This window comes from Streptomyces sp. NPDC018029, from assembly GCF_044327655.1.
In the GTDB taxonomy this organism is placed as follows: Bacteria; Actinomycetota; Actinomycetes; order Streptomycetales; family Streptomycetaceae; genus Streptomyces.
Genome location: NZ_JBIRFV010000003.1, coordinates 72,652 through 98,363, shown reverse-complemented (window position 1 = coordinate 98,363; position 25,712 = coordinate 72,652). Strand labels below are relative to the sequence as shown.

26 protein-coding genes and 4 tRNA genes are annotated in these 25,712 nt (G+C 69.6%); 7 read left to right on the top strand and 23 right to left on the bottom strand.

The window, feature by feature from the left end; translation table 11 throughout:
• Positions 1-70: 70 nt before the first annotated feature.
• From ACH4D5_RS09030 to ACH4D5_RS09000, 7 genes are all read right to left on the bottom strand, one after another.
• On the bottom strand, positions 71-925 hold the full coding sequence (locus tag ACH4D5_RS09030; protein ID WP_398300175.1) for an LppX_LprAFG lipoprotein: 855 nt from the start codon (positions 923-925) through the stop codon (positions 71-73).
• A gap of 80 nt (positions 926-1,005) precedes the next feature.
• Positions 1,006-1,899 (bottom strand): hypothetical protein, encoded by an 894-nt coding sequence (locus tag ACH4D5_RS09025; protein WP_398301387.1) that lies wholly within the window; start codon positions 1,897-1,899, stop codon positions 1,006-1,008.
• 157 nt (positions 1,900-2,056) lie between these two features.
• Complete coding sequence (gene rplA, locus ACH4D5_RS09020; RefSeq protein ID WP_362994399.1) at positions 2,057-2,779, bottom strand: 50S ribosomal protein L1; 723 nt, start codon at positions 2,777-2,779, stop codon at positions 2,057-2,059.
• Positions 2,780-2,868: 89 nt separating this feature from the next.
• The gene (rplK, locus tag ACH4D5_RS09015) at positions 2,869-3,303 is read right to left on the bottom strand and encodes a 50S ribosomal protein L11 (RefSeq protein ID WP_030782612.1); all 435 of its coding nucleotides are present in this window, start codon (positions 3,301-3,303) and stop codon (positions 2,869-2,871) included.
• Positions 3,304-3,488: 185 nt separating this feature from the next.
• Positions 3,489-4,406 (bottom strand): transcription termination/antitermination protein NusG, encoded by a 918-nt coding sequence (gene nusG / locus ACH4D5_RS09010; RefSeq protein ID WP_398300172.1) that lies wholly within the window; start codon positions 4,404-4,406, stop codon positions 3,489-3,491.
• 77 nt (positions 4,407-4,483) lie between these two features.
• On the bottom strand, positions 4,484-4,771 hold the full coding sequence (secE, locus tag ACH4D5_RS09005) for a preprotein translocase subunit SecE (RefSeq protein WP_398300170.1): 288 nt from the start codon (positions 4,769-4,771) through the stop codon (positions 4,484-4,486).
• 107 nt (positions 4,772-4,878) lie between these two features.
• Positions 4,879-4,951 (bottom strand) — tRNA-Trp (locus ACH4D5_RS09000).
• 181 nt (positions 4,952-5,132) lie between these two features.
• Here ACH4D5_RS09000 and ACH4D5_RS08995 point away from each other — a divergent pair.
• Together ACH4D5_RS08995 and ACH4D5_RS08990 are read left to right on the top strand one after the other, a co-directional pair.
• On the top strand, positions 5,133-6,359 hold the full coding sequence (locus ACH4D5_RS08995; RefSeq protein ID WP_398300168.1) for a pyridoxal phosphate-dependent aminotransferase: 1,227 nt from the start codon (positions 5,133-5,135) through the stop codon (positions 6,357-6,359).
• A 141-nt stretch (positions 6,360-6,500) separates the two neighbouring features.
• Positions 6,501-7,529 (top strand): adenosine deaminase, encoded by a 1,029-nt coding sequence (locus ACH4D5_RS08990; protein ID WP_398300166.1) that lies wholly within the window; start codon positions 6,501-6,503, stop codon positions 7,527-7,529.
• On the opposite strand, the gene ACH4D5_RS08985 is transcribed toward ACH4D5_RS08990, so the two are convergent.
• The 8 genes from ACH4D5_RS08985 to ACH4D5_RS08950 form a co-directional block, all read right to left on the bottom strand.
• A complete protein-coding gene (locus ACH4D5_RS08985) occupies positions 7,519-8,574 on the bottom strand; it encodes a UDP-N-acetylmuramate dehydrogenase (RefSeq protein WP_398300164.1) in 1,056 nt (351 codons plus the stop codon). The two genes, ACH4D5_RS08990 and ACH4D5_RS08985, sit on opposite strands and share 11 nt — an antisense overlap.
• A 70-nt stretch (positions 8,575-8,644) precedes the next feature.
• Complete coding sequence (locus ACH4D5_RS08980; protein WP_398300162.1) at positions 8,645-10,081, bottom strand: MFS transporter; 1,437 nt, start codon at positions 10,079-10,081, stop codon at positions 8,645-8,647.
• Between the two features lie 78 nt (positions 10,082-10,159).
• Entirely contained in the window at positions 10,160-10,717 is a 558-nt protein-coding gene (locus ACH4D5_RS08975; RefSeq protein WP_398300160.1) for a TetR/AcrR family transcriptional regulator, read from the bottom strand.
• Between the two features lie 150 nt (positions 10,718-10,867).
• Entirely contained in the window at positions 10,868-11,296 is a 429-nt protein-coding gene (locus tag ACH4D5_RS08970) for a MaoC family dehydratase (RefSeq protein WP_362994382.1), read from the bottom strand.
• A 4-nt stretch (positions 11,297-11,300) separates the two neighbouring features.
• Positions 11,301-11,765, bottom strand: coding sequence for a MaoC family dehydratase N-terminal domain-containing protein (locus ACH4D5_RS08965; protein WP_398300158.1), 465 nt, complete (start codon positions 11,763-11,765; stop codon positions 11,301-11,303).
• Positions 11,766-11,851: 86 nt separating this feature from the next.
• Complete coding sequence (gene rpmG / locus ACH4D5_RS08960; protein WP_004571794.1) at positions 11,852-12,016, bottom strand: 50S ribosomal protein L33; 165 nt, start codon at positions 12,014-12,016, stop codon at positions 11,852-11,854.
• Positions 12,017-12,104: 88 nt separating this feature from the next.
• Positions 12,105-12,177, bottom strand: a tRNA-Met gene (locus tag ACH4D5_RS08955).
• 48 nt (positions 12,178-12,225) lie between these two features.
• A tRNA-Thr gene (locus tag ACH4D5_RS08950) sits at positions 12,226-12,298 on the bottom strand.
• A gap of 245 nt (positions 12,299-12,543) precedes the next feature.
• Between ACH4D5_RS08950 and ACH4D5_RS08945 the strand changes: the two genes are divergently transcribed.
• Complete coding sequence (locus tag ACH4D5_RS08945; protein ID WP_398300156.1) at positions 12,544-13,839, top strand: amidohydrolase family protein; 1,296 nt, start codon at positions 12,544-12,546, stop codon at positions 13,837-13,839.
• 195 nt (positions 13,840-14,034) lie between these two features.
• The gene (locus ACH4D5_RS08940; protein ID WP_398300154.1) at positions 14,035-14,691 is read left to right on the top strand and encodes an SDR family oxidoreductase; all 657 of its coding nucleotides are present in this window, start codon (positions 14,035-14,037) and stop codon (positions 14,689-14,691) included.
• 51 nt (positions 14,692-14,742) lie between these two features.
• Here the strand turns inward: ACH4D5_RS08940 and ACH4D5_RS08935 are convergent, their stop codons facing one another.
• On the bottom strand, positions 14,743-14,955 hold the full coding sequence (locus ACH4D5_RS08935) for a hypothetical protein (RefSeq protein ID WP_362994372.1): 213 nt from the start codon (positions 14,953-14,955) through the stop codon (positions 14,743-14,745).
• Positions 14,956-15,189: 234 nt separating this feature from the next.
• Between ACH4D5_RS08935 and ACH4D5_RS08930 the strand changes: the two genes are divergently transcribed.
• Positions 15,190-17,910, top strand: a complete 2,721-nt coding sequence (locus ACH4D5_RS08930) for an NACHT domain-containing protein (protein WP_398300152.1) — start codon at positions 15,190-15,192, stop codon at positions 17,908-17,910.
• Positions 17,911-17,985: 75 nt separating this feature from the next.
• Here the strand turns inward: ACH4D5_RS08930 and ACH4D5_RS08925 are convergent.
• Positions 17,986-18,067, bottom strand: a tRNA-Tyr gene (locus ACH4D5_RS08925).
• A 196-nt stretch (positions 18,068-18,263) separates the two neighbouring features.
• Here ACH4D5_RS08925 and ACH4D5_RS08920 point away from each other — a divergent pair.
• On the top strand, positions 18,264-18,752 hold the full coding sequence (locus ACH4D5_RS08920) for a YajQ family cyclic di-GMP-binding protein (protein WP_362994368.1): 489 nt from the start codon (positions 18,264-18,266) through the stop codon (positions 18,750-18,752).
• Positions 18,753-18,861: 109 nt separating this feature from the next.
• On the opposite strand, the gene ACH4D5_RS08915 is transcribed toward ACH4D5_RS08920, so the two are convergent.
• Positions 18,862-19,128, bottom strand: coding sequence for a GlsB/YeaQ/YmgE family stress response membrane protein (locus ACH4D5_RS08915; protein ID WP_362994366.1), 267 nt, complete (start codon positions 19,126-19,128; stop codon positions 18,862-18,864).
• 103 nt (positions 19,129-19,231) lie between these two features.
• On the opposite strand from ACH4D5_RS08915, the gene ACH4D5_RS08910 reads away from it, so the two are divergent.
• Positions 19,232-20,485, top strand: coding sequence for an APC family permease (locus tag ACH4D5_RS08910; protein ID WP_398300150.1), 1,254 nt, complete (start codon positions 19,232-19,234; stop codon positions 20,483-20,485).
• Positions 20,486-20,520: 35 nt separating this feature from the next.
• Here ACH4D5_RS08910 and ACH4D5_RS08905 read toward each other — a convergent pair whose 3' ends face one another.
• From ACH4D5_RS08905 to ACH4D5_RS08885, 5 genes are all read right to left on the bottom strand, one after another.
• Positions 20,521-21,057 (bottom strand): SMI1/KNR4 family protein, encoded by a 537-nt coding sequence (locus tag ACH4D5_RS08905; RefSeq protein ID WP_398300148.1) that lies wholly within the window; start codon positions 21,055-21,057, stop codon positions 20,521-20,523.
• An 89-nt stretch (positions 21,058-21,146) separates the two neighbouring features.
• Positions 21,147-21,542 carry a YccF domain-containing protein gene (locus ACH4D5_RS08900; protein WP_398300146.1) on the bottom strand — a complete coding sequence of 132 codons (396 nt, stop codon included), beginning with the start codon at positions 21,540-21,542 and terminating at the stop codon, positions 21,147-21,149.
• Positions 21,539-22,402, bottom strand: a complete 864-nt coding sequence (htpX, locus tag ACH4D5_RS08895; RefSeq protein WP_393473013.1) for a zinc metalloprotease HtpX — start codon at positions 22,400-22,402, stop codon at positions 21,539-21,541. Before htpX ends, ACH4D5_RS08900 begins: the two co-directional genes overlap by 4 nt.
• 183 nt (positions 22,403-22,585) lie before the next feature.
• Positions 22,586-24,118, bottom strand: a complete 1,533-nt coding sequence (locus ACH4D5_RS08890; protein ID WP_398300144.1) for an NADH-quinone oxidoreductase subunit N — start codon at positions 24,116-24,118, stop codon at positions 22,586-22,588.
• Positions 24,115-25,710, bottom strand: a complete 1,596-nt coding sequence (locus ACH4D5_RS08885) for an NADH-quinone oxidoreductase subunit M (RefSeq protein WP_398300142.1) — start codon at positions 25,708-25,710, stop codon at positions 24,115-24,117. The genes ACH4D5_RS08890 and ACH4D5_RS08885 overlap by 4 nt, the downstream gene beginning before the upstream one ends.
• Positions 25,711-25,712 lie beyond the last annotated feature (2 nt).

Genomic DNA, 25,712 nt, shown 5'->3' with positions numbered 1-25,712 from the left:
ACCAGCGGTCTTTGGCTTCTGGGGAAGACTACGCGAACGGGTCCGCGTCAGGCAAATCCGGCGTCGGCCGTCAGCCCTCGAGGCCCTTCATCTCCTTGGAGAGGTCCATGACCTGCGCCTTCGGCGGGGCCTCGACGTTCACCGGCTTGTTGTAGTCGAGGAAGGTGATGGTCATGTCGAGGCGGCCCTTGTCGCCCTTGCCGCGGGCGCGGAACTGCTTGGTGTGGTCCTCGCCGTCGACCCACATGTCCATGGTGAGCTTCTCGACGCCCATGTCCTCGTACTGCTTGATGCTCTTCTCGCGGCGCTTCTTGGTGGCCGCGTCCTCGTCCTCGATGAGCTTGCGCATCTGGTCGAGCGTGACCGTGCCCGTGTAGCGGGTGGTCTCGACGCCGCCGACGGACTCGCTGCCGACCTTCTTCAGGTCCTTGGAGCCGGTCAGGAGCGTGGACTGGTCGGCCGGGTTGTTGTCGGCCTGGGCCGAGGCCGAGGTGGCGGCGGACTTGCCGCCCGCCTTCTCCATGGCCTTGGCGTCGAACTTGATCCAGCTCTTGCCTTCCATCTCCTTGGCGGCCGCCTTGCCGCCGCCGAGGTAGATGCCGCCGTCGACGTAGCGCAGCTCCATCTTGTCCGGGCCCTGGTCGGGCGCGGACATCTTCATCTGCATGGCGAGCGGCTTGGTGCTCATCGCCGCGTCGGCCTGGACCCGCCCGTCACCCGGGACGGTGCCCTTCATCCGGAACGTGAACGAGGTGAGGCCCTCGGTCTTGTCCGCGGCCTTCTTGACGGCCGCCGCGGGCGCCATGTCCTCCCCCGCCTTGTCGGACTTCTCCGACCCGCAGCCGACGGCGCCGCCGGCGAGCAGCAAGGCCGCCAGCGCGGCGCTCGCGGTTCTCTTGCTGCCCATACGTACGGAAATGCTCATGACCCCACCCCTAGGAACACATGATCGACTTATTTTCTGCTTGCAGAGAGTACCCGAGGGGCGGGGCCGGAGCTCACGGGTTATGCCGCGGGCTGCCTGTTCAGGAGGTCCTTGAAGCTCATGGTGTCCGAGGCCGGGGGCTTCTCGACGGAGAGCGGGGTGCCGTAGTCGCTGTAGTAGGCCGTCTGCTCGAAGGGGCCGTTCTTCGTGTCGGCCTTCTCGATCTTCTTGACCAGCAGGTCGTCCTCGTTGACCCAGATGTCGATGGTCTCGGTGCTGATGCCGGCCTGCTCGAACTGCTTCTTCAGCTCGGACAGCCGGTTCTTGTCCAGGTCCGCGCTCTTGGCGGTGAAGTCCGCGATGTCGACCTTGCCGGAGTAGTGGGTCGTCTGCGTCCCGCGGACCTTCTCCTCGCCGACGCGCTTCACGTCACCGGAGGCAAGGAGCATCTTCACCGACTGGTTCGGCGTGCTGTTCTGCATCTGGTCCTGGAAGGCCTGGCCGGCGGCGCCGCTCATCTCGGCGAGCGTGTCGTAGTCGTACTCGAGCCAGTGCTTGCCCCCGCCCGCCTGGGCCGCGAACTTGTCGCCCATGTTCGCGTAGAAGCCGTTCTTCAGATAGCGGTAGTCGAGCTTCGTCTGGCCCAGCTGCCGCATCTGCTGGGCCTGCGTGCCGCCCGTGAACGTCACCGTGACATTGCCCGTGATCCCGTCGGACCAGCCCATGACGCCCTTCATGTCCATGGACGTGAGCGTGCCCATGGTGGTCGAACCGTCGATCCGGGCGGTGTCCGCCTTGTCGGTCGACTTCTCGACCGTGCGCAGGGCGGCTATCGGGCTGAGGCTGATCCCGCCCTTGCCCTTGTCGCCGTCGGCCTTGTCCGAGGAGTCCCCCGAGCCACAGGCCGTAAGACCCGTCAGTGCCGCGACCACCGCGATCGAGAGACCTGTCCGGCGCATGATCGTGCTGTTCATGTTGTCCCACCCCTTGGCGTTCATGGTGTCTGCACGCTAACGCAGGCCTCTGACAGACGTAACCGAAAGGCCCGTACACAAACAGGACGGGCCCCGCACCTCGAAAGGTTGCGGGGCCCGTCCACAGAACGCGTACGCGACGCGGCTGCCGTCAGTTTCAGACGGCGGCCGGGTCCTCCTCGGTGAGGAGGTTGCGGGTGCGGTTCGAGTCGAGCGGAATGCCGGGGCCCATCGTGGTGGTGATGGCGGCCTTCTTGATGTAGCGACCCTTGGCGGCCGACGGCTTCAGACGGAGGATCTCCTCCAGGGCCGCGGCGTAGTTCTCCACCAGCTTGGTGTCGTCGAAGGACACCTTGCCGATGATGAAGTGCAGGTTCGAGTGCTTGTCGACGCGGAACTCGATCTTGCCGCCCTTGATGTCGTTGACAGCCTTCACGACGTCGGGGGTCACGGTGCCGGTCTTCGGGTTCGGCATCAGACCACGCGGACCGAGCACGCGGCCGAGGCGGCCGACCTTGCCCATGAGGTCCGGGGTGGCGACGACGGCGTCGAAGTCCAGGCGGCCCTTCGCGACCTCGTCGATGAGCTCGTCGGAGCCGACGATGTCGGCGCCAGCGGCTTCCGCGGCCGCAGCACGGTCACCGGTCGCGAAGACCAGGACCCGGGCGGTCTTGCCGGTGCCGTGCGGGAGGTTCACGGTGCCACGGACCATCTGGTCGGCCTTGCGCGGGTCGACGCCCAGACGCATGGCGACCTCGACGGTGCCGTCGAACTTGGTCGCGGAGGTCTCCTTGGCGAGACGGACGGCCTCGAGCGGGGCGTACAGCTTCTCCCGGTCGATCTTGGCGTCCGCAGCGCGGAGAGTCTTGCTGCGCTTCACTTCTGCTCCTGGTGTGTTCAGGTATGGAGTCGTGGTGCGGGCCAGCGCTTGGCCCTACCACTGGAGAAAGGTCAGACGGGGGAGGAGTCTCAGCCCTCGACCGTGATGCCCATGGAACGGGCGGTGCCGGCGATGATCTTCGACGCGGCGTCCAGGTCGTTGGCGTTGAGGTCTTCCATCTTGGTCTGCGCGATCTCACGGATCTGCGCCTCGGTGACCTTGGCGACCTTGGTCTTGTGGGGCTCGCCGGAGCCCTTCTCGACACCAGCGGCCTTGAGGATCATCTTGGCGGCCGGCGGCGTCTTGGTGATGAAGGTGAAGGAGCGGTCTTCGTAGACCGTGATCTCCACCGGGATCACCCAGCCACGCTGCGACTCGGTCGCGGCGTTGTAGGCCTTGCAGAACTCCATGATGTTGACGCCGTGCTGGCCCAGGGCGGGGCCGACCGGCGGGGCCGGGTTGGCGGCACCAGCCTGGATCTGGAGCTTGATAAGCCCCGTGACCTTCTTCTTCTTGGGAGGCATAGCTCTCTCCGGGTCCTAGTGAGAGTTTTCAGCCGGCCATCCGGTCATCCGGATGGAGGCATACCGCACAACGATAACGGGTATAGTCGCGCGGCTAAAAACCGAGCAGGTCAGACCGGCTTTGGCAGCCCGTCTGACCTGGTCGGAGGTGTGTGTTCCAGAGGAAGCTCAGGAAGCCGCGAGGGCTAGTTCTTCTGGATCTGGTCGAAGCTGAGCTCGACCGGGGTCTCGCGGCCGAAGATCTCGACGAGGCCCTTGACCTTCTTCGAGTCGGCGTTGATCTCGTTGATCGTCGCCTGCAGCGTCGCGAACGGGCCGTCGGTGACGGTGACCGAGTCGCCCACCTCGAAGTCCAGGACCTGGACCTCGACCTTGCGGGCGGGAGCCGGCTTGCCCTCGGCCTCCGCGGCCTCGCGGGCGGCCTTCTCCTCGGCCTCCGGGGCGAGCATCTTGACGATCTCGTCCAGGGTCAGCGGGTACGGGTCGTAGGCGTTGCCCACGAAGCCGGTGACGCCGGGGGTGTTGCGGACGACGCCCCACGACTCGTTCGTCAGGTCCATGCGCACCAGCACGTAGCCGGGGAGCTTGTTCTGGCGGATCGTCTTGCGCTCGCCGTTCTTGATCTGGGCGACTTCTTCCTGCGGCACCTCGGCCTGGAAGATGAAGTCCTCGACGTTGAGCGAGACGGCGCGCTGCTCGAGGTTGGTCTTCACGCGGTTCTCGTAACCGGCGTAGGTGTGGATGACGTACCACTCGCCGGGGAGGGTGCGGAGCTCCTCGCGGAGGGCGACGATCGGGTCGACCGGCTCGGCCTCCTCCTCGGGCTCGTCCGCGGCGTCCGCGCCATCGGTGTCCTCGGCGGACTCCTCGTCGGCGACCTCGGCGACGGCGGCCTCGTCCTCGTCGGACTCGGCTACGGCCTCGGCGTCGCCCTCCAGGTGGATGGCGGCCTCTTCGGCGGGCTCGCCCGCGGCGGCGTCGGCAGCGTCGGCCTGGTCCGGGTCCTCGGCGTCCGCCGCCTCGACGATGTCGAGCTGGTCCTCCACAGACTCCGCGTTCTCTCCGCGAGGCTCAACGGCATCGTTCAGGTTCGGGTCAGACACGGTGGCTGCTTCTTCCTGGATACAGAGGGGTGGAACGCGCGAAATGGGCGCCACGAACAGCGCCCTTCGCTCTCGGCTCAGCCGAAGATGTACTTGACAGCGTGGCTGAAGCCATAGTCAATCACGGTCACAAGGCCGATCATGATGACGACGAAGACAATCACCACTGTGGTGTAGGTCGTGAGCTGACTGCGAGTCGGCCAGACGACCTTGCGGAGCTCCGCGATGATCTGGCGGTAGAAGAGCGCGAGACGGCCGAAGGGGCCCTTCTTGCCGCGCTTGCCGCCCTTGCGGGACTTCTTCTTCGACTCCGGCGCCTCGTCCTGGGCATCAGGCATGTCGATGGAGCCCACGGCGTCCGTCACTCGTCCTCACCTGATTCCGGGTCGTGGCCGTGCCGCGCCCGGTTGAGCCGCACGGCGGTGCAATGCAGTACGTACATGCGCACACATCCTGGCGAAGGAGTGTGTAGCAGGGCCGGAGGGACTTGAACCCCCAACCGCTGGTTTTGGAGACCAGTGCTCTACCAATTGAGCTACGACCCTTTGATTTCCCCCAACCTACCGCATCCGCCCAAGTGCACGGAGTGCGTCGGGAGGCAGCGGCCGGTGAGGGCCAACGAGCAGTGAGTGTACGTGCTCAGCGGCGCCCCGTCGAACAGAAAGGGATCCGATGGTCCGGCAAACCCGCGCGCCGGGCCCGTTCGGGGTCTGGAACGATGGGGTGATGAGCGCTGCAACTTCTCCGACCGAGCGCCGGGTGTCCGCGCGCATCGGCGCGATCTCCGAGTCCGCGACCCTCGCTGTCGACGCCAAGGCCAAGGCCCTCAAGGCCGCGGGCCGTCCGGTGATCGGCTTCGGTGCCGGCGAGCCCGACTTCCCGACGCCGGACTACATCGTCGAAGCGGCCATCGAGGCCTGCAAGAACCCGAAGTTCCACCGCTACACGCCGGCCGGGGGCCTCCCCGAGCTCAAGGCCGCGATCGCCACGAAGACCCTGCGCGATTCGGGGTACGAGGTCGACGCGTCCCAGATCCTGGTGACCAACGGCGGCAAGCAGGCCATCTACGAGGCGTTCGCCGCGATCCTCGACCCGGGCGACGAGGTCATCGTCCCCGCGCCCTACTGGACGACGTACCCGGAGTCGATCCGTCTCGCCGGCGGTGTCCCGGTCCCGGTCGTCGCCGACGAGACCACCGGTTACCGCGTCTCCGTGGAGCAGCTGGAGGCCGCGCGCACGGAGCGCACGAAGGTCGTCCTCTTCGTGTCGCCGTCGAACCCCACGGGTGCCGTCTACAGCGAGGCCGACGCCGAGGCGATCGGCCGCTGGGCCGTCGAGCACGGCCTGTGGGTCATGACCGACGAGATCTACGAACACCTCGTCTACGGAGACGCGAAGTTCACCTCGCTCCCCGCGATCCTCCCCGAGCTGCGCGACAAGTGCATCGTGGTCAACGGCGTCGCCAAGACGTATGCGATGACCGGCTGGCGAGTGGGCTGGATCATCGGCCCGAAGGATGTCGTGAAGGCCGCGACGAACCTCCAGTCGCACGCCACGTCCAACGTGTCGAACGTCGCGCAGGCCGCCGCCCTCGCGGCCGTCTCCGGTGACCTGGTCGCCGTCGAGAAGATGCGCGAGGCCTTCGACCGGCGTCGCAGGACGATCGTGCGGATGCTCAACGACATCCAGGGCGTCGTCTGCCCCGAGCCCGAGGGCGCCTTCTACGCGTACCCCTCGGTGAAGGGCCTCATCGGCAAGGAGATCCGCGGCAAGCGCCCGCAGGACTCCGTGGAGCTGGCCGCGCTCATCCTGGAGGAGGCCGAGGTCGCGGTCGTTCCGGGCGAGGCCTTCGGGACGCCGGGTTACCTCCGCCTTTCGTACGCGCTGGGTGACGAGGACCTCGTCGAGGGCGTCTCGCGGATCCAGAAGCTGCTCGCCGAGGCCCGCGACTGACGCTTCGGTGGTTTTCGCGCTCCACGCGCGCGTGCGGGCCGTCTCCCCTCTTCGGGGAGGCGGCCCGTTTCTTCGTTCGGGGAGACCACGAAGGTGGAAAGCGGCTACCGGGACGCCAGGTGCGTACGGCAAGATCCTCCAATGGAGCGTGTACGAGACGTAAGAGAGCTGCCCAAGGCCCATCTGCACCTGCACTTCACCGGGTCGATGCGGCCCACCACCCTGCTGGAGCTCGCCGACAAGTACGGCGTGCGGCTCCCTGAGGCGCTGACCGGCGCCGAGCCGCCGAAGCTGCGCGCCACGGACGAGCGCGGGTGGTTCCGCTTCCAGCGGCTCTACGACGCCGCGCGCTCCTGTCTGCGCGAGCCGGAGGACATCCGGCGCCTGGTGCGCGAGGCCGCGGAGGAGGATCTGCGGGACGGGTCGGGGTGGCTGGAGATCCAGGTCGACCCGACGTCGTACGCGCCGCGTCTCGGCGGTCTGATCCCGGCCCTGGAGATCATCCTGGACGCCGTCGAGAGCGCCTCGCGGGAGACCGGCCTCGGCATGCGCGTCCTGGTCGCCGCGAACCGCATGAAGCACCCGCTGGACGCCCGCACGCTGGCGCGGCTCGCGGTGCGGTACGCGGACCGGGGCATCGTCGGCTTCGGGCTCTCCAACGACGAGCGGCGCGGCATGGCGCGGGACTTCGACAGGGCCTTCGCGATCGCGCGGGACGGCGGTCTCCTGGCGGCGCCGCACGGCGGCGAGCTGACGGGGCCCGCGTCGGTGCGGGACTGTCTGGACGACCTGGACGCGACGCGGATCGGGCACGGGGTGCGGGCCGCCGAGGACCCGCGGCTCCTGAAGCGGCTCGCGGACCGGGGCGTGACCTGCGAGGTGTGCCCGGCGTCCAACGTGGCCCTGGGGGTCTACGAGAAGCCGGACGACATTCCCCTGCGCACGCTGTTCGAGGCCGGGGTGCCGATAGCGCTCGGCGCCGACGACCCGCTGCTCTTCGGGTCGCGGCTGGCCGCGCAGTACGAGATCGCGCGGCGGTACCACGCGTTCACCGACGCCGAACTGGCCGAGCTGGCTCGGCAGTCGGTCCGCGGCTCGGCCGCGCCCGCCGACGTGCAGGACAAGCTGCTGGCCGGGATCGACGACTGGCTGACCGCTCCTACAGGCTGACGCCCACCGTCACCGGTTCGTTGACCAGCGTGACGCCGAAGGCGGCGTGCACCCCGGCGACGACCTCGCGGGCCAGTGCCAGGAGGTCCTCGGTGGTCGCGCCGCCGCGGTTGGTGAGCGCGAGGGTGTGCTTGGTGGAGATCCGGGCGCGGCCCTCTCCGTAGCCCTTGGTGAAGCCTGCCTTGTCGATGAGCCAGGCGGCGGAGGTCTTCACGCGGCCGTCGCCCGTCGGGAAGGCGGGCGGGGTGACGTCCGGGCCGAGGCGGTCCTCCACGCGCGCGTGGAAGGCGGCGAACTCCTCCTCGGTGAGGATCGGGTTGGTGAAGAAGGAGCCGGCCGACCAGCTGTCGTGGTCCTCGGGGTCGAGCACCATGCCCTTGCCCGCGCGGAGCTTCAGGACGGTCTCCCTGGCCACCGCTGCGGGGACCCGGTCGCCCGCTTCGACACCGAGCGTGCGCGCCGTCTCCGGGTACTTGATGGGGGCGCTCATCCCCTGTGCGTCCTCGAGCTCGAAGCGGACCCGCAGCACCACGAACCGGTCGGGGTCGGCCTTGAAACGACTGTGACGGTACGAGAAGTCGCACTCGGCGTTCGTCATCGCGACCGTTTCCTGCGTCTTCCGGTCGTACGCGATCACTTCGGTGATGGTCGACGAGACTTCCTGGCCGTACGCCCCCACGTTCTGGATCGGGGTCGCGCCCGCGGAGCCGGGGATCCCGGCGAGGCACTCGATGCCCGCGAGACCGGCGTCGACGGTGCGCGCGACCGCGTCGGTCCAGGTCTCGCCGGCCGCCAGCTCCAGCTTCGTGCCGTCGAGCGCGAAACCCTGGGTGGCGATGCGCAGGGCGGTGCCGTCGAAGCCCTTGTCGCCGATGACGAGGTTCGAGCCGCCGCCGATCAGCAGCAGCGGCGTTCCGGAGTCGTCGGCCTCACGGACGGCGGCGATCACCTCGGCGTCGGTCGTCGCGGTGATCAGGCGGGTCGCGGGACCGCCGAGCCGGAAGGTGGTCAGCGGGGCGAGCGGGGCATCGTGGAGTTCCTGCACGTGCTCAAGAGTACGAGAACGGCCCCGCCGGTCAGGGCGGGGCCGTTGTCGTGAGCCGTGGAGCGGGGCGTCAGGCGGCGACGAGCTCGCCGTTCGGCTCCTTCGACGTGCCCGGGGCGGACGCATCGGTCTTCCCGCGGGAGGGGATGACCAGCGCGGCCACCGCCGCGAGGGCCACCACCGCGGCGCCGACCCAGAGCGCGGGCTCCAGGCCGTCGACGAAGTCCTGGCCGGAGCCGTAGCCGCCCTGCGCCGAGAAGATGGAGGACATCACGGCGATGCCGAGGGCGCCGCCGACCTCGCGCAGCGCGTTGTTGGCACCGGAGGCGATGCCCTGCTCCTGCGGGCGGACGCTGGACATGACCAGGTTGGACGCCGGGGCGAAGTACAGGGACATGCCGATGCCGCTGATGATCAGCGCCGGCAGCTGGGCGCTGTACGTGGCGTCGGTCGCGACCACGGTGGCGTACCAGGCCAGCCCCGTGGCCTGGAGGAAGAGCCCGGCGGCGACGACCGGGCGGCCGCCTATCCGGTCGGAGAGGTAGCCGGCGAGCGGCGAGACGAGCATCGGCATGCCGGTCCAGGGCAGCATCCGCAGCCCGGCTTCGGTCGGCGAGTAGCCGAGGACGTTCTGCATGTACTGGCTGAGCAGGAAGATCGAGCCGAACATCCCGAGGAACATCAGCAGGCTCGCGGCGTTGATCCCGGAAAACGCACGACTACGGAAGAGGCGCATCGGAAGCATGGGCGCCTTGTGGTGCATCCCGTGCCGAACGAAGCCGCCGAGCAGCGCGATGCCCACGGTGAGGCTGACGAGGACCGTGGCGCTGGACCAGCCGTCGATGGGGCCGCGCACCAGGGCGTACACGATTCCGAAGAGTCCACCGCTGGCCAGCAGGGTGCCCACGATGTCGAGACGGGCGCCGCGGGCGTACGACTCGGCGAGGCGGAGGCGGGCGAGGGGCAGCAGGACCAGGCCGAGCGGGACGTTCAGCCAGAAGATCCACTGCCAGGAGACGTGCTCGGTGAGGCTGCCGCCGATCAGCGGGCCACCGGCGACCGCGAGGCCGTTGACGGCGCCCCAGATGCCGTACGCCATGCCGCGCTTGGCCGGCGACACCGCCGCGGTCAGCAGGGTCAGCGTGAGCGGCATCATGATCGCGGCACCGACGCCCTGCACCGCGCGGGCGGCGATCAGCGCGTCGAGACCCGGCGCGAGCGCCGCGGCGGCGGAGGCACCGGTGAAGACGGAGAGGCCGACCATGAAGAGCCGGCGGCGGCCGAACCGGTCGCCCAGGGCCGCGCCGAACATCAGCAGCACGGCGAAGGTGAGGGTGTAGGCGCTCACCGTCCATTCGAGGTCGTGCAGGGCTCCCCCGAGGTCCTCGCGGATGGAGGGCAGGGCGGTGGTGACGACGAGGTTGTCGAGTGCCGCCATGAATCCGGCGACGCTGGTGATGACGAGGGCCCAGGCCGCTCCCCCGCGCTGCGCTGTCTGTTGTGACATTGCTTTCCCCCTGAGGTTAGTTATTGATGACTAACTTTCCTGGCCGTAGAAAAACGCACTCCTCCGACCCGCGCGTACTCACGTCTTGGGCTGCGCAGAATCGTAGAAGCCGGCCCACACCCGGTGGTCGGGCTTGAATCCCATCGACACCAAGACGTTGATCAGCATCCCGTACGCCAGGAACTGCGTCGCCTCCCCGACGTCCGCGCCCAGCGCGAGGCGGACCGTGTCGTACATCTCCATCCAGGCGGCCCGCAGCGCGTCGCCGAACTCCCGGTCGCCCGACGCCTCCGCGGAGGCCACGGCGACGTACATCTGCATCTGCATGAGGAGCTTGTCCGGGTCGTCGGCGATGAGCGCCTGATAGGCCTCACCCATGGCGTGCAGCGCCTCCTCCCCCTCCAGCCCCTCGGACGCCTTGCGGAAGACCTCGGTGACCTCCTCGCAGCAGCGGCCGGACGCGGCGAGGAAGATGGCCTGCTTCCCCGGAAAGAGCCGGAAGAGGTACGGCTGTGACACACCCACCCGCTTGGCGATCACCTCGGTGGACGTGCCGTTGTAGCCCCCGCGGGCGAACTCGACCATCGCCGCGCGGACGACGCTTTCGCGCCGCTCTTCTGCGCTCATCCTGACCATGCGGCTAAGTTAGTGGCCAATCACTAAGCAGTCAAGCGTGCTGCTGGCGTCTCTGCTGCCGCCTCTGCGGACATGCGTAAGGGGCACCCCCCATTGCGGGGTGCCCCTTACCTGCGTCTACGTAGAAGCCCTGCAGACCCTCAACGGCCGTCAGGCCAGCTGCACGACCGCTCGCGACATGCCGAGGACCTTCTGGTCGCCGCTCTTCGCGAGAAGGTCGACCCGCACGCGGTTGTCGTCCAGCTTGGCCGCGACCTTGGCGCTGACGTCGATGGTGGCACCCTTGTCGTCGTTCGGGACGACGACCGGCTTGGTGAAGCGGACGCCGTACTCGACGACGGCCCCGGGATCGCCCAGCCAGTCGGTCACGACGCGGATCGCCTCGGCCATGGTGAACATGCCGTGGGCGATGACGTCGGGGAGGCCGACCTCGACCGCGAACTTCTCGTTCCAGTGGATCGGGTTGAAGTCACCGGAGGCGCCCGCGTACCGCACGAGGGTGGCGCGGGTCACCGGGAAGGACTGGGCCGGCAGCTCGGTGCCGACCTCGACGTCGTCGTAGGAAATCTTCGCCGTCATCGCTTCACGCCTCCTCTGCCGCGGGCTCCGCCGCACGCGCGACGAGCTTGATCCAGGCGGTCACGACGTGCTCGCCGGCCTCGTCGTGGACCTCGCCGCGGATGTCCAGGATGTCGTTGCCCGCGAGCGACTTGATCCCCTCGATGGTCGAGCTGACCGTGAGCCGGTCACCCGCGCGCACCGGGCGGCTGTAGGCGAACTTCTGGTCTCCGTGCACCACGCGGCTGTAATCGAGGCCCAGCTGCGGGTCCTCGATGACCTGACCCGCCGCCTTGAACGTGATCGCAAACACAAAAGTGGGCGGAGCGATCACATCGGGGTAACCGAGCGCTTTGGCTGTCTCCGTGTCCGTGTAGGCGGGATTGGCGTCTCCCACCGCTTCGGCGAACTCACGGATCTTCTCCCGGCCGACCTCATAAGGATCAGTGGGGGGATAGGACCGCCCCACGAAGGACTGGTCGAGCGCCATGGGCTCGGCACCTCCTGCGGTTGGTTTCGTAAACGACGCGAGGCCGCCCCCGAACAACGGGGACGGCCTCGTGTACGAGCCTGTGTTTAGCGCGTTTCGCGGTGCGCAGTGTGCGCGTTGCAGCGCGGGCAGTGCTTCTTCATCTCCAGTCGGTCCGGGTCGTTACGCCGGTTCTTCTTGGTGATGTAGTTCCGCTCCTTGCACTCCACGCAGGCCAGCGTGATCTTCGGGCGGACGTCGGTGGCAGCCACGTGAGTGCTCCTTGGACGGACGATGGACGGATGAACGCATAAAAGAGTAGCCGATCGAAGGACCGACCCCACAATCGGCTACCAGGAGTAGCGGTGACCGGACTTGAACCGGTGACACAGCGATTATGAGCCGCTTGCTCTACCGACTGAGCTACACCGCTGCGATGCCGTGATCTCCTCGCCCGAAAGCGAGGATCACTCGACATCAGAGCCCCAATGCGGAATCGAACCGCAGACCTTCTCCTTACCATGGAGACGCTCTACCGACTGAGCTATTGGGGCGAGCGATGAAGACATTACACGGTTGGTCGCCGATCGCCCAAATCCGTTTCGCCGGGGCTGCCCCAGGACGTCGGCCGGCCCGCCACAGGCGTCTGTGAACGCCCCGTCCGCCTGCTCGAACCACACCGGTACGACTATTCCGCTCCTCCTCGAAGCGGGCCTTTCGCCGTCCTAGGCTCGACGCGCGCTGCGTGATCTTGACGCCTCGAAACGACTGCAGCCGTCCCCCGAGCCCCAGGAGTGCGATGCCCGACAGCCAGCCGCAGCAGCCCCACTCCTCCGGTGCCCCTGGACCGTCCGGTTCCGGCCCCGCGGACGATCCGGGGGCCCTGCTGCTCTGCGGTGCCCGGCTCACCGACGGCCGGACCGTCGACGTCCGGCTCGGCGGCGGGCGCATCGAGGCGGTCGGCACAGCCGGCAGCCTGACCTCGCACGCCGCGCGCGTGGACCTCGACGGCTACCTCCTGCTGCCGGCGCCCGCGGAGCCGCACGCACACGGCGACACGGCGCTGTCGGCGGACACGGTGGGCCCCGTCTCGTACGACGTCCCGGACGTGCAGCGCAGGGCCACCGAGGCGGCCCTGCTGCAGCTCGGACACGGCGCCACGGCGGTGCGTTCGCACGTGCGGATCGGTGACGTGCAGGGGCTCGGCCCGATGGAGGCGGTGCTTCAGGCGCGGCGCTCGCTGCGGGGTCTGGTCGACATGACGACCGTCGCGGTGCCGCGGCTGCTGACCGGCGTCGCGGGCGCCGACGGGCTCGCGATGCTGCGGGACGCGGTGAAAATGGGCGCCTCCGTAGTGGGCGGTTGTCCTGATCTCGACCCCGACCCGACGGGCTACACGGAGGCGGTCCTGGAGCTCGCCGCGGAGCACGGGTGCCCGGTCGACCTGCACACGGACGGTGACGACCCGGCCCGGCTCGGGCGGCTCGCGGCGATGGCGGCCGGTCTGCGGGCCGGGGTGACGGTCGGGCCGTGCGGCGGTCTCGGACGGCTGCCCGCCGACGTGGCCTCGCGCACCGCCGAGCAGCTCGCGTCGGCCGGGGTGACGGTGGTGTGTCTGCCTCAGGGCGGCTGCGGGAGCGCGGAACGGCGCAGGACGGCTCCCGTGCGGCTGCTGCGCGCGGCCGGGGTGCGGGTCGCCGCGGGCAGCGGGGCGATGCGGGACGTGTCGAACCCGGTGGGGCGCGGGGATCCGCTGGAGGCGGCGTACCTGCTGGCCACGGGGTTCGGGCTGCGGCCCGAGGACGCCTACGGAGCGGTGAGCGGGGCCGCGCGGACGGCCATGGGGCTGCCCGAGGTGCGGGTGGAGGCGGGCTTTCCCGCCGAACTGCTCGCCGTGCGCGGCGACCGGCTCGCGGGGGCGCTGTCGCTCGCGTACAGCCGGATCGTGGTGCACGGAGGGCGCGTCGTGGCGCGGACCAGTGCGGTGCGCGAGTACTGCGACTCCGCGGTGGCGGTGGCGCTGGACCTGCCGCGGCAGGGTCGGTCGACGGGGGCGACGCCCGGACGCCCGAAGGGTGACGAGCCGTCCTCCTGAGGGCTGGACGGCCTCCACGCGTGCGTGGCGTGCCTCGCTGTCGTGATTTCCGGGTCCCACGCGGGCGGGGCCCGGGCCCCCGCGCGTGTTTCCCAGGCCCCACGCGCATGTTCCCGTGGGGCGCACGCGCGTGTTCCCCGTGGTCCCCACGCGCGCGTTGAGCGATCGCGTCCGCCCTGCCGTACGGTCGGGAGTATGCGCATTGTCATCGCTGGGGGTCATGGTCAGATCGCGCTGCGGCTGGAGCGTCTGCTCGCCGCGCGTGGTGACGAAGTCGCCGGGGTGATCCGCAACGCCGATCAGGAGGCCGATCTGCGCGCGGCGGGTGCCGAACCGGTGTTGTGCGACCTGGAGTCGGCGTCGGTCGACGAGGTCGCCGAGCGGCTGCGCGGCGCCGACGCGGCGGTCTTCGCGGCGGGCGCGGGGCCGGGCAGCGGCGTCGACCGCAAGAACACCGTGGACCGTGGCGCGGCCGTGCTCTTCGCGGACGCGGCGGAGCGGGCCGGGGTGCGGCGCTACATCGTCGTGTCGTCGATGGGCGCCGACCCCGAGCACCAGGGCGACGAGGTCTTCGACGCCTATCTGCGGGCCAAGGGCGAGGCGGACGCGAACGTACGCGCGCGTGCCGCCCTCGACTGGACGATCCTGCGTCCCGGGATGCTGACGGACGACGCGGGCACCGGCCTCGTACGCCTGGAGGCGTCGACCGGGCGCGGGCCGGTCCCACGGGACGACGTCGCCGCGGTGCTCGCGGAGCTCCTGGAGACACCGGCGACGGCCGGGCTGACGCTGGAGCTGGTCAGCGGGTCCGTGCCGGTGTCGGTGGCGGTCAAGTCGGTCGCGGGCAACTGAGGTTCGCGGGATCGCCGTTCGGCCGGTCCGAGGACGGCTTCTGAGGCCCGCTCAGAACAGCGGGAGCTGCCCGGGGTGGTCCGGGACCACATAGCCGTCCAGAGCCGCCTGTGCGGCTCCCAGCGGGGCCTGCCTGCGGGACCCCGGACAGGAGATCAGGTCACCGGTGCCGCGCGGGCCCGGCGGGTCGTGGCGGGCGAACCGGCCGCCGACGACGGCGATCTCGCGGCGGCACTCCGGGCAGTTTCTGCGACGGGACGACATGGGATCAGTGTGCCCGTGCGGGCGGCGTGGCCGCGCGCCGTGACCAGACGCTCCGAAAGTACGTACGGACACTCATCCCTCCAGCATTCCGGCAGGTCAAAGAAGCGACTCCCAACTGGGTGACGTATCCGGGAAGTTGGGCATTCCGTCCCGCGTTCGGCCCTATCCTGCCGCGAGGGCGGTCGGCGGCTCGGGCCGCGCACGCCGCGCGGAACGCCTCGGAGGGCTGGGCTGATGGAACCCGCCGTGATCGGAGCCCGGCTCGCCTCGAGCATCGTGGGACCGCTGGTCAGGAAGTTGTTCGTGTCCGAGGGCGCCGGAGCCGAGCTGGTCGACAGACCCGTCCGGGTGTCGCGGCTCGTCTCGTTCCGCGGTGAGAAGCGGACGCTCTCCGACAAGGATCTGCACAAGATCGCGGAGGAGCTGGTCAAGCGAGCCGCCCACTCGACCGGCGTGGAAGAGCTGCTGCCCTCCTTCGAGAAACAGGCCGTGATCCACGCCGTCACCGACTCCCTGCGCACCCTCGGCACACTCGACATGGACGATGTGCAGGCCGTACGGCTCGGTCATCTGGAGCTCTCCCGGCACCTGCGCGCCCAGAACCGGACGGCGACGCTCGGCCTGTCCCACGACGCGGTCACCCTGCACGCCGGCGTGCTGGACACCGCGTGCCTGCACATCCTGAACTTCTTCACCCAGCGGTCCACCTTCGTCCCCCGCACCCTGCTCGAACAGAGCCGCGGCATCGAGGAGTTGACCCGCAAGATCGACTCCCTGATCACCCGGTCACCCTCCCCGGCTGACGGGCCGTTCGAGGAGCGGTACGCGCACTACATCGCGACCAAGCACGGCAAGCTGAGCATCTTCGGCCTCGACCTGTCCGGAGCCCCGGAGAGCTGGCGGCTCGACGTGGCCTACCTCAGGCTGGACGCGGCCGCCGACGCGTTGAGCGCCACTCCCAGCGTGGTCTCGGCCGACCACGTCCTGGCGGGCCGTAACCGCGTACTCCTACGAGGTGTGGCCGGCTCCGGAAAGACCACTCTCATCCAGTGGCTGGCGGTGACCACGGCGAAGAAGTCCCTGGATGAGCAGCTGCTGTACCTCTACGGAGTCGTGCCTTTCGTCCTCCCTCTGCGTACCCTGACCCGTAGTGGCGCTCCGCTGCCCGCTCCCGACGGCTTCCTGGCCGCGGTGGACTGCCCGATCGCCGGAAGCCAGCCGCACGGCTGGATCGACCGGGTGCTGCAGGAGGGACGCGGGCTCATCCTGGTCGACGGCATCGACGAGGTGCCCGAGGACGACCGCAACGACGCCCGTCGCTGGCTGCGGGAGCTGCTCAGCGCCTACCCCGACAACCGCTGGCTCGTCACCTCCCGGCCGTCTGCCGTACGGGAACGCTGGCTGACCGACGACGACTTCGCCGAGCTGGACCTCGCCCCCATGAACCGGGCCAACATCGCGGAGTTCATCCAGCGGTGGCACAAGGCGGCCGGCATCAGTGACCAGTACGCCACCGAGCTGCTGCGTGCGGTCCGCGCCCAGGAGGACCTGAGCAGGCTCGCGATCAACCCGCTGATGTGCGGCCTGATCTGCGCACTGCACCAGGACCGCCGCGGCTTCCTGCCCGAGGGCCGCAAGGAGATCTACGACGCGGCCCTGTCCATGCTGCTCTTCCGGCGCGACCGTGAGCGCGGTGTGCACAAGTCCGGGCCCATCCACATCAGCGAGGCCGAGCACATCCAGCTGATCCAGAAACTGGCCTACTGGATGATCCGCAACGGCCGCTCCGAGATGAACCGCACCGACGCGGTGGAGCTCCTGGGCCAGGTCCTGCCGGCCATGCCGAAGGTCGCCGAACAGGGCACTCCGGAGGAGGTCTACAGGCATCTGCTCGTCCGCAGCGGCCTCCTCCGGGAACCGAGTGCGGACTCCATGGATTTCGTCCACCGGACCTTCCAGGACTACCTGGGCGCCAAGGCGGCGGTCGAAGGGCTCGACTTCGACTTCCTCATCGCCAACGCGCACCTGGACCAGTGGGAGGACGTCATCCGCATGGCCGTCGCCCATGCGCGGCCCACCGAGCGGACGTATCTCCTCACCGGCCTCATCAGGCGCGAGGACACCTCGCGTCAGGGCATGGACCGGCTCCACCTCCTCGCGGCCGCCTGCCTGGAGCACGCGACCGAGCTCGCCCCTTCGGTACGGGCGGAGGTGCAGGAGCGGGCCGCGGCCCTCATCCCGCCGCGTTCGCCGGACCAGGCGCGCGCCCTGGCGGCCATCGGTCCCGTCGTCATCGAGCTGCTGTCCGGCCCCCGGGAGCTGCCCACGCGCCCGAACGCCCCGGGCCCCTTCGCCACGGAAGAGCAGAAGGCGGCGGCCGCGGCGGCGGAGGCCGCCTACCGCGTCGTGGCCGATGAGGCGTACTTCACCGTGCTGACCGCCACGCCCATCGCCACGTATGCCGCGATCGAGGTGCTCGCCCTCTACCGCAACCACCCTGACCTGCGGGTACGCAATGAACTCGCCCAGGCGTGGGGGCGGTACGACACCGAGCTGTACGGCCAGGAGGTGGTCGCTCACCTCGCTGAGGACGGGCTCCACTTCCCCGTGTCGAACCTGAACGAACTGCGCGCGCTGCGCAGCTTCGGCGGCCGCTCCCGCATCAGGATCACGGGCGAATTCACCGTCGAGGAGTTCGTCGCCACGTGCCCGGGGCAGCGCCTCACCCATCTGTGGGTCGAGGCGGACGTGGGATCCACCTGGGACTGGCTGGGCCTCTTCCCCAAACTGTGCGAGCTCACCATCGATACGCTCCAGCCGAGCATCGACCTCAGCACCCTGGAGAGGGTGCGCTCCCTGCTCACTCTGCGTGTCCCCGAGGACACCGCCCTTGTCGGCGCCCATCTGCTGCCGGAGTCCACGAAAGTCGTACGGGGGCGTCTCAGCACGGTCTGAACACCCGCACCGCCGCATACGAAGAAACCCCCTCCGATCTGCGTTTCCGCAGATCGGAGAGGGTTTACCTTCATGTGGCGGCGCCAGGATTCGAACCTGGGAAGGCTGAGCCGGCAGATTTACAGTCTGCTCCCTTTGGCCGCTCGGGCACACCGCCGGGTTTGTCGCCAAGCTCCGCTTTCGCGGCGCTCCGTGGCAACGACGTAAACGATACCTGATGCACAGGGGTGCTTCGCCACCCGATTGAGCGGCACCCCGCGCGGGGGCGGTGGCTAGGCTTTGCGGATGCGGCCAGCGTCAGTCGGCCGTGTAACCGCTGAGTACGCATACCCCGATACAAGGAGCCACAGGACATGGCCGACTCCAGTTTCGACATCGTCTCGAAGGTCGAGCGGCAGGAGGTCGACAACGCCCTCAACCAGGCCGCCAAGGAGATCTCGCAGCGTTACGACTTCAAGGGCACGGGCGCCTCGATCTCGTGGTCCGGCGAGAAGATCCTGATGGAGGCGAGCGGCGAGGAGCGGGTCAAGGCGATCCTCGATGTCTTCCAGTCCAAGCTGGTCAAGCGCGGCATCTCGCTGAAGGCGCTGGAGGTGGGCGAGCCGCAGCTGTCCGGCAAGGAGTACAAGATCTTCGCCTCCATCGAGGAGGGCATCTCCCAGGAGAACGCGAAGAAGGTCGCCAAGATCATCCGCGATGAGGGCCCCAAGGGCGTCAAGGCGCAGGTCCAGGGCGACGAGCTGCGGGTCAGCTCGAAGAGCCGCGACGACCTCCAGGCCGTACAGGCGCTGCTCAAGGGGCAGGACTTCGACTTCGCGCTGCAGTTCGTGAACTACCGGTAGCACTGCCGGTCGTACGGCCGGTGGTCCGCTGCCGTACGGACGACGGAGGGCGGGCGCCCCGGGTGGGGTGCCCGCCCTTGCTGCTGGCCGCAGATCGGGGGACGGCGTCTCAGCGCCGCGAGTGGCCGAAGAGGATGCGGTACGCGACCAGCAGGACCAGTGAGCCGCCGATGGCCGCCGCCCAGGTGGCGCCGTCGTAGAAGTCGTCGGCGATGGGGTGGTCGAGGTAGCGGGCGGAGATCCAGCCGCCGATGAAGGCGCCGGCGATGCCGATGACGGTCGTGCCGATGAAGCCGCCCGGGTCGCGACCGGGCAGCAGCAGTTTGGCGACGGCTCCGGCCAGCAGTCCCAGAACGATCCAGCTGATGATGCCCATGCGGTGACCCGGCCTTTCTCGCGCGGTGAGCTTTTGTGCGCTGTTGTCCTGAAGGACGTCTCTACGGAGAGTCGCGGTTGCGGTGATCCGTAGGGTGCGGCGTATGACACAGCAGCCGGAGCTTCGGCGGACGCTCGGCGTCTTCGACGCGGTGGTGATCGGCCTCGGCTCGATGATGGGCGCAGGGATCTTCGCGGCGCTCGGGCCGGCCGCGGGAGCCGCCGGGTCGGGGCTGCTGATCGGCCTCGGCGTCGCCGCCGTGGTGGCGTACTGCAACGCGATGTCGTCGGCACGGCTCGCCGCCCGCTACCCCGCGTCGGGTGGGACCTACATCTACGGGCGGGAGCGGCTCGGAGCGTTCTGGGGCTACTTGGCGGGCTGGGCGTTCGTCGTCGGCAAGACCGCTTCGTGTGCGGCGATGGCGCTCACCGTGGGGGCGTACCTCTGGCCGGGGCAGGCGCACGCGGTGGCCGTCGGAGCCGTGGTGCTGCTGACCGCCGTCAACTATGTGGGTGTGCAGAAGTCGGCGTGGCTGACGCGCGGGATCGTCGCTGTGGTGCTCGCCGTGCTGGCGGCCGTCGTGGCCGCTTGCGCGGGATCGGGGGCCTCCGACGCGGGACGCCTCGACGTGGGGCTCTCGGGTGGGTTCGGTGGGGTGTTGCAGGGGGCCGGGCTGCTGTTCTTCGCCTTCGCCGGGTACGCGCGGATCGCGACGCTCGGCGAGGAGGTACGAGACCCCGCGCGGACCATTCCGCGGGCGATCCCGCTGGCCTTGGGCATCACGCTGTGCGCGTACGCGGCCGTGGCGGTGGCCGCGCTGACCGTACTCGGTTCCGACGGGCTCGCCGGTGCGTCGGCGCCGCTGGTGGAGGCGGCGCGTGCGGCGGGGGCACCGGGGCTGGTGCCGGTGGTCCGGGCGGGCGCGGCGGTGGCGGCGCTCGGCTCGCTGCTCGCGCTGGTCCTGGGCGTCTCGCGGACCACGCTGGCCATGGCGCGGGACGGGCACCTGCCGGGGGCGCTCGCGGCCGTGCATCCGCGCTTCCGGGTGCCGCACCGCGCGGAACTCGCCGTCGGGGCCGTGGTCGCGGTGGTGGCGGCGACGGCGGATGTGCGTGGGGCGATCGGCTTCTCCTCCTTCGGGGTGCTCGTGTACTACGGGGTGGCCAACGCGTCGGCCTGGACGCTGAGTCCGGAGCCGACAGCGCGTGTCGTGCCACTGGTGGGCGCGATCGGCTGCGTCACGCTGGCGTTCGCCCTGCCGGTGTCGTCGGTGGTGGCCGGGGTGCTGGTGCTGGCGGTGGGTGTCGTCGCCTATGGGGTGCGGGGGCGAGTGCGGGGCGGTGGCACTGACGGTTGAGGGGGTGCTCTGGCCGAGGTTGCGGGACGGGTGTCCTACGCGCGCGTGCGGGCGTCCTGCCAGGCCGGCAGGTCCAGGCCGTCGCTGTCCTCCTCGTACCAGCCCGTGCCGTCGAGCCACGCGGTGAGCCACGTCGTGAGGTCCGGGGAGTCGACGAACCAGGCGTGCCGCGGGTCGCCGCCGTTGGGCTCGAAGAGCAGGACCTGCGCGTCGTCGGTGTGGCAGTCCACGCACGCGTACATCGCGCAGCCCCAGTGGGATATCGGCAGGACGCCTTCGGGCCAGCCCCACTCGGAGCCGCGCATCGTGAAGTACTCCTCGACGACGGCCGGCTCGCCTCCTGACGACTTGCCTTCGAGCAGGGGCAACAAGCCGTACTCCGGGCCCCAGCCGCCGTCGCCTATGCGGGTGTAGAGCGCGGCGAGCAGGGGCGGCAGGGTGAAGCCCAGGGAGGCCTCCGCCCGGGCCAGGGTCGCCGCGTCCACGGGGGTGGGGAGGGTGTCCCAGCCCCAGGGACGGGTGGCGCGCGCCTCGGTGGCGACACGGGCCAGCAACTGCTCGCTGTTGTTCATGAGTTCATGGTGGACCCCGGCACTGACAATCGAGCCCGGGCCGAGGTCTCCTTCGCCGGACTCCAGCGCGTCTTTCAGGGCACCGCGCCTCAGTAGCGCGCGGCGAAGGGCTGGTCGGTGCGGACGATGTCGCGGCCGAGGGGCAGCAGCGAGACCGGGATCAGCTTGAAGTTGGCGATGCCCAGGGGGATGCCGATGATCGTGACGCACAGGAGGATGCCGGTGAAGATGTGGCCGAGGGCGAGCCACCAGCCGGCGAGGAGCAGCCACAGCACGTTGCCCACGCAGGAGGGCGCGCCCGCGTCGCGGCGCTCGACCGTGGTGTAGCCGAAGGGCCACAGGGCATAGCGGCCGATGCGGAAGCTGGCCAGGCCGAACGGGATGCCGATGATCGTGACGCAGAGGATCGCACCCGCGACCAAGTAGGCCAGGAACATCCAGAAGCCGCAGAGGACGAGCCATATGACGTTCAGGATTGTCTTCACTGGTGGCGACCTGCCATCTGCTCGAGTCGGGCGATGCGCTCCGCCATCGGCGGGTGTGTGGAGAACATCTTGGACATGCCCTGTCCCGGACGGAAGGGGTTGGCGATCATCATGTGACTCGCCGTCTCGAGGCGGGGCTCGGGAGGCAGCGGCAACTGCTTCGTCCCCGCGTCGAGTTTGCGCAGGGCGCTCGCGAGGGCGAGGGGGTCACCGGTGAGCTGCGCGCCGGACGCGTCGGCCTCGTACTCCCTGGAGCGGCTGATCGCGAGCTGGATGACGGAGGCCGCCAGCGGGCCGAGCAGCATGATCAGGAGCATGCCGAAGATGCCGGGGCCTTCGTTGTCGTTCGACCGGCCGACGGGGATCAGCCAGGCGAAGTTGACCAGGAACATGATCACGGAGGCGAGGGCGCCCGCGACCGACGAGATCAGGATGTCGCGGTTGTAGACGTGGCTGAGCTCGTGGCCGATGACGCCGCGCAGTTCGCGCTCGTCGAGGAGGCGGAGGATGCCGTCGGTGCAGCACACCGCCGCGTTGCGGGGGTTGCGGCCCGTCGCGAACGCGTTCGGCGCCTCGGTGGGTGAGATGTACAGGCGGGGCATGGGCTGGCGGGCCTGGGTGGAGAGCTCGCGGACCATGCGGTACAGCTCGGGGGCCTCGAATTCGCTCACCGGGCGGGCCCGCATGGCGCGCAGGGCGAGCTTGTCGCTGTTCCAGTACGCGTACGCGTTGGTGCCGAGCGCCACGAAGAGCGCGACGATCAGGCCTGTACGCCCGAAGAAACTGCCGATGACAAGGATGAGCGCGGACAGTCCCCCGAGGAGTACGGCGGTCTTCAACCCGTTGTGCCGGCGGTGCACGGTACGCCCTCCTGGTGGTGCGTGGGGGAACCCTCTGCTGACTGGTGCTTCCACTGTTCAGTGGACCCTCCCGTACTGGTCAACGCCAGGCGGGGAGCACTAGTTCCCTTGTGCACGCATGAGCGGTGTAGGCCGCGCGGGTGACGGCCGGGGGCGGCCGGGGCGCTCTGTCGGAGCGGGCCGTCAGAACAGGCCGGTGTCCGAGAACCTCAGGACCAGCTGGGGCGCTCCGGAGAGCGCGATGCCGAGGACCGCCGTCAGCGCGATGGCCGCGGTGAGCGGGGCGGGGACGCGGTGCTTGACCGGCTCCCCTTCCGGGGCGCGGAACAGGAGCGCCGTCCACTGGAGGTAGTAGAAGAGCGCGATCACCACGTTCACGGCCATGACCACGGCGAGCCAGCCGAGGCCCGCGTCGACGGCGGCCGAGAAGACGGTGACCTTCGCGAAGAGACCGATGATGCCGGGCGGCAGTCCCGCCAGGCAGAGCAGGAAGAAGCCGAGGACGAGGGCGGCGAGGGGGCTCCGCGCGTACAGGCCGCGGTAGTCGCTGACGCGGTTCAGGCGCTGCGTACGGCCGACGAGGGCGGCCACGGCGAAGGCGCCGAGGTTCACGGCGGCGTACATCAGGGCGTACGCGACGGTGGAGCCGATGGCCTTCTCGGCGGCGGCCTCGTTGTCGGCGTACCCGGCGGCGGCGATCGGGACCAGGAGGTACCCGGCCTGGCCGACCGAGGACCAGGCGAGGAGGCGTACCGCGCTGTACGCGCGCGTGGACTGCTGGCGCAGGGCCGCCACGTTGCCCGCGGTCATGGTGAGCGCAGCGAGGACGGCGAGCGCGGGGCCCCACACGTCCGCGTACGACGGGAAGGCGACGACGGTGACGAGGATGAGGCCGGTGAAGCCGACGGCCTTCCCGACGACGGAGAGGTAGGCGGCGACGGGCAGGGGCGCGCCTACGTAGGTGTCCGGCACCCAGAAGTGGAAGGGCACGGCGGCCACCTTGAAGGCGAAGCCGACGAGGGTGAGCGCGACACCGGTCTGGGCGAGCGTGTGGAGCTGCCCGTCGACTTCCTGGAGCTGGGTGGCGATCTCCGTGAGGTGCAGGGTGCCGGTCGCCGCGTACAGGAAGCTGACGCCCATGAGGCTCACCGCGGTCGCGGTGACCGAGGAGAGGAAGAACTTCAGGGCCGCTTCGGAGGAGCGCTTGTCGCCGCGCCTGAGGCCGACGAGGGCGAACGCCGGCAGGGACGCCACTTCGAGGGCGACGATGAGCGTCGCGAGGTCGCGCGAGGCGGGCAGCAGGGCGGCGCCCGCCGCGGAGGAGAGCAGCAGGAACCAGAACTCCCCTGCGGGGAGTTCGTCGCCCGAGTCCTTGAGGGTGCTCATCGAGAGCAGGGCGGCGAGCAGGGCGCCGCCGAGGACGAGGAGCTGGATGACGAGGGTGAAGCGGTCGGCGGTGTAGCTGCACGCGTGCGTGCCCCCGCCGGTCAGGCAGAAGGTCGAGCGGTCGTCGTCCAGGAGGGGCAGCAGGGAGAGCGCCGCCGCGGCCAGACCCGCCACGGAGAGCCAGCCGAGGAGCGCCTTCTTGCCGTCCTTCACGAAGAGGTCGGCCACGAGCACGACGAGGCCGACGACCGCGGCGATGGTCGGCGGCGCGATCGCGAGCCAGTCGACGGACTGGACGAGGCTGGCGGCGCTTTCGGCGGCCACGGTCACGACTTGCCTCCAGTGAGGAGCTTCTGCACGGCCGGGTCGGTCAGGCCGAGGAGAGCCGCGGGCCAGAGCCCGGCGAGGACGGTGAGGGCGACGAGCGGGGTCCAGGCGGCGAATTCGTAACCGTGGACGTCGGCGAGGGCCTTGGGGGCCGGCTCGTCGGCCGTGGCGGTCTGCGGCATCGGACCCATGCAGACACGGCGTACGACGATGAGCATGTACGCGGCGGTGAGCAGGGTGCCGAAGGCGGCGATGGCCATGAAGGTGAGGAAGGCCGGGCGGCTCAGGTCGGCGGCGGGCTCGAACGCGCCGAACAGGGCGAGCATTTCGCCCCAGAACCCGGCGAGGCCCGGCAGGCCGAGGGAGGCGACGGCGCCGAAGGCCAGGAGGCCGCCGAGGCGGGGCGCCTTGCCGTACAGCGCGGCACCGGACTCCCGCGCGAGGGCGTCGAGGTCGGTGGTGCCGGTGCGGTCCTTCAGCGCGCCGACGAGGAAGAAGAGCAGGCCGGTGATGAGGCCGTGGGCGATGTTGGCGAACAGCGCGCCGTTCACGCCGGTCGGGCTCATCGTCGCGATGCCGAGCAGGACGAAGCCCATGTGACCGACGGACGAGTACGCGATGAGGCGCTTGAGGTCACCCTTCGCGCCCTGCTTGGCGAGCGCGAGGCAGGCCAGGGATCCGTAGATGATCCCGACGACCGCGAAGGCCGCGAGGTACGGCGCGAACTCCCGCATTCCGTCGGGGGCGATGGGCAGGATGATCCGGACGAACCCGTACGTACCCATCTTCAGCAGCACGCCGGCCAGCAGGACCGAGCCGACGGTCGGCGCGGCGGTGTGGGCGTCGGGCAGCCAGCTGTGCAACGGCCACATCGGCGTCTTGACCGCGAGCCCGATCCCGATTGCCAGAACGGCGATGACCTGCACGGATGTGGTCAGGCCCCGGCCGTTGTCAGTGGCGAGTGCCACCATGTCGAATGTGCCGGACTTGAGCCCGATGAGGAGCAGGCCCAGCAGCATCACGACGGATCCGAGCAGGGTGTACAGGATGAACTTCCAGGCGGCCTGCGTGCGTTGCTCACCGCCCCAGCGGGCGATGAGGAAGTACATCGGGATGAGCACCATCTCGAACGCCAGGAAGAACAGCAGCAGATCGAGGACGGCGAAGGTCGCGAGGGTGCCGGACTCGAGCATGAGGATCAGTGCGACGAATGCCTTGGGGGACGGGCCCGCAGGCAGCTTGAAGTAGGAGTACAGCGCACAGAGGAACGTCAGCAGCGCGGTCAGGACCAGAAGGGGGAGCGAGATGCCGTCGATGCCGAGATGGATGCGCACGTCGAGTGCGGGGATCCAGCTGATATCGGTCGTGGCCTGCATCTTCGACGGCTGGTCGTGGTCGAAGCCGAGTGCGAGGACGATCGCGGCGAGCAGGATCACGCCGGTCACGGTCACGCCGTGGCGCAGCACGGCCTGGTCGGGCGACTTTCCCTTCAGCCCGGGCGGGGCCGGCAGGAGGGCGGCCACGGCACCGATGAGCGGGCCGACGACGATCAACGCCAGAAGAAACTGCATCACGGACTCACTGATACCGATCACGG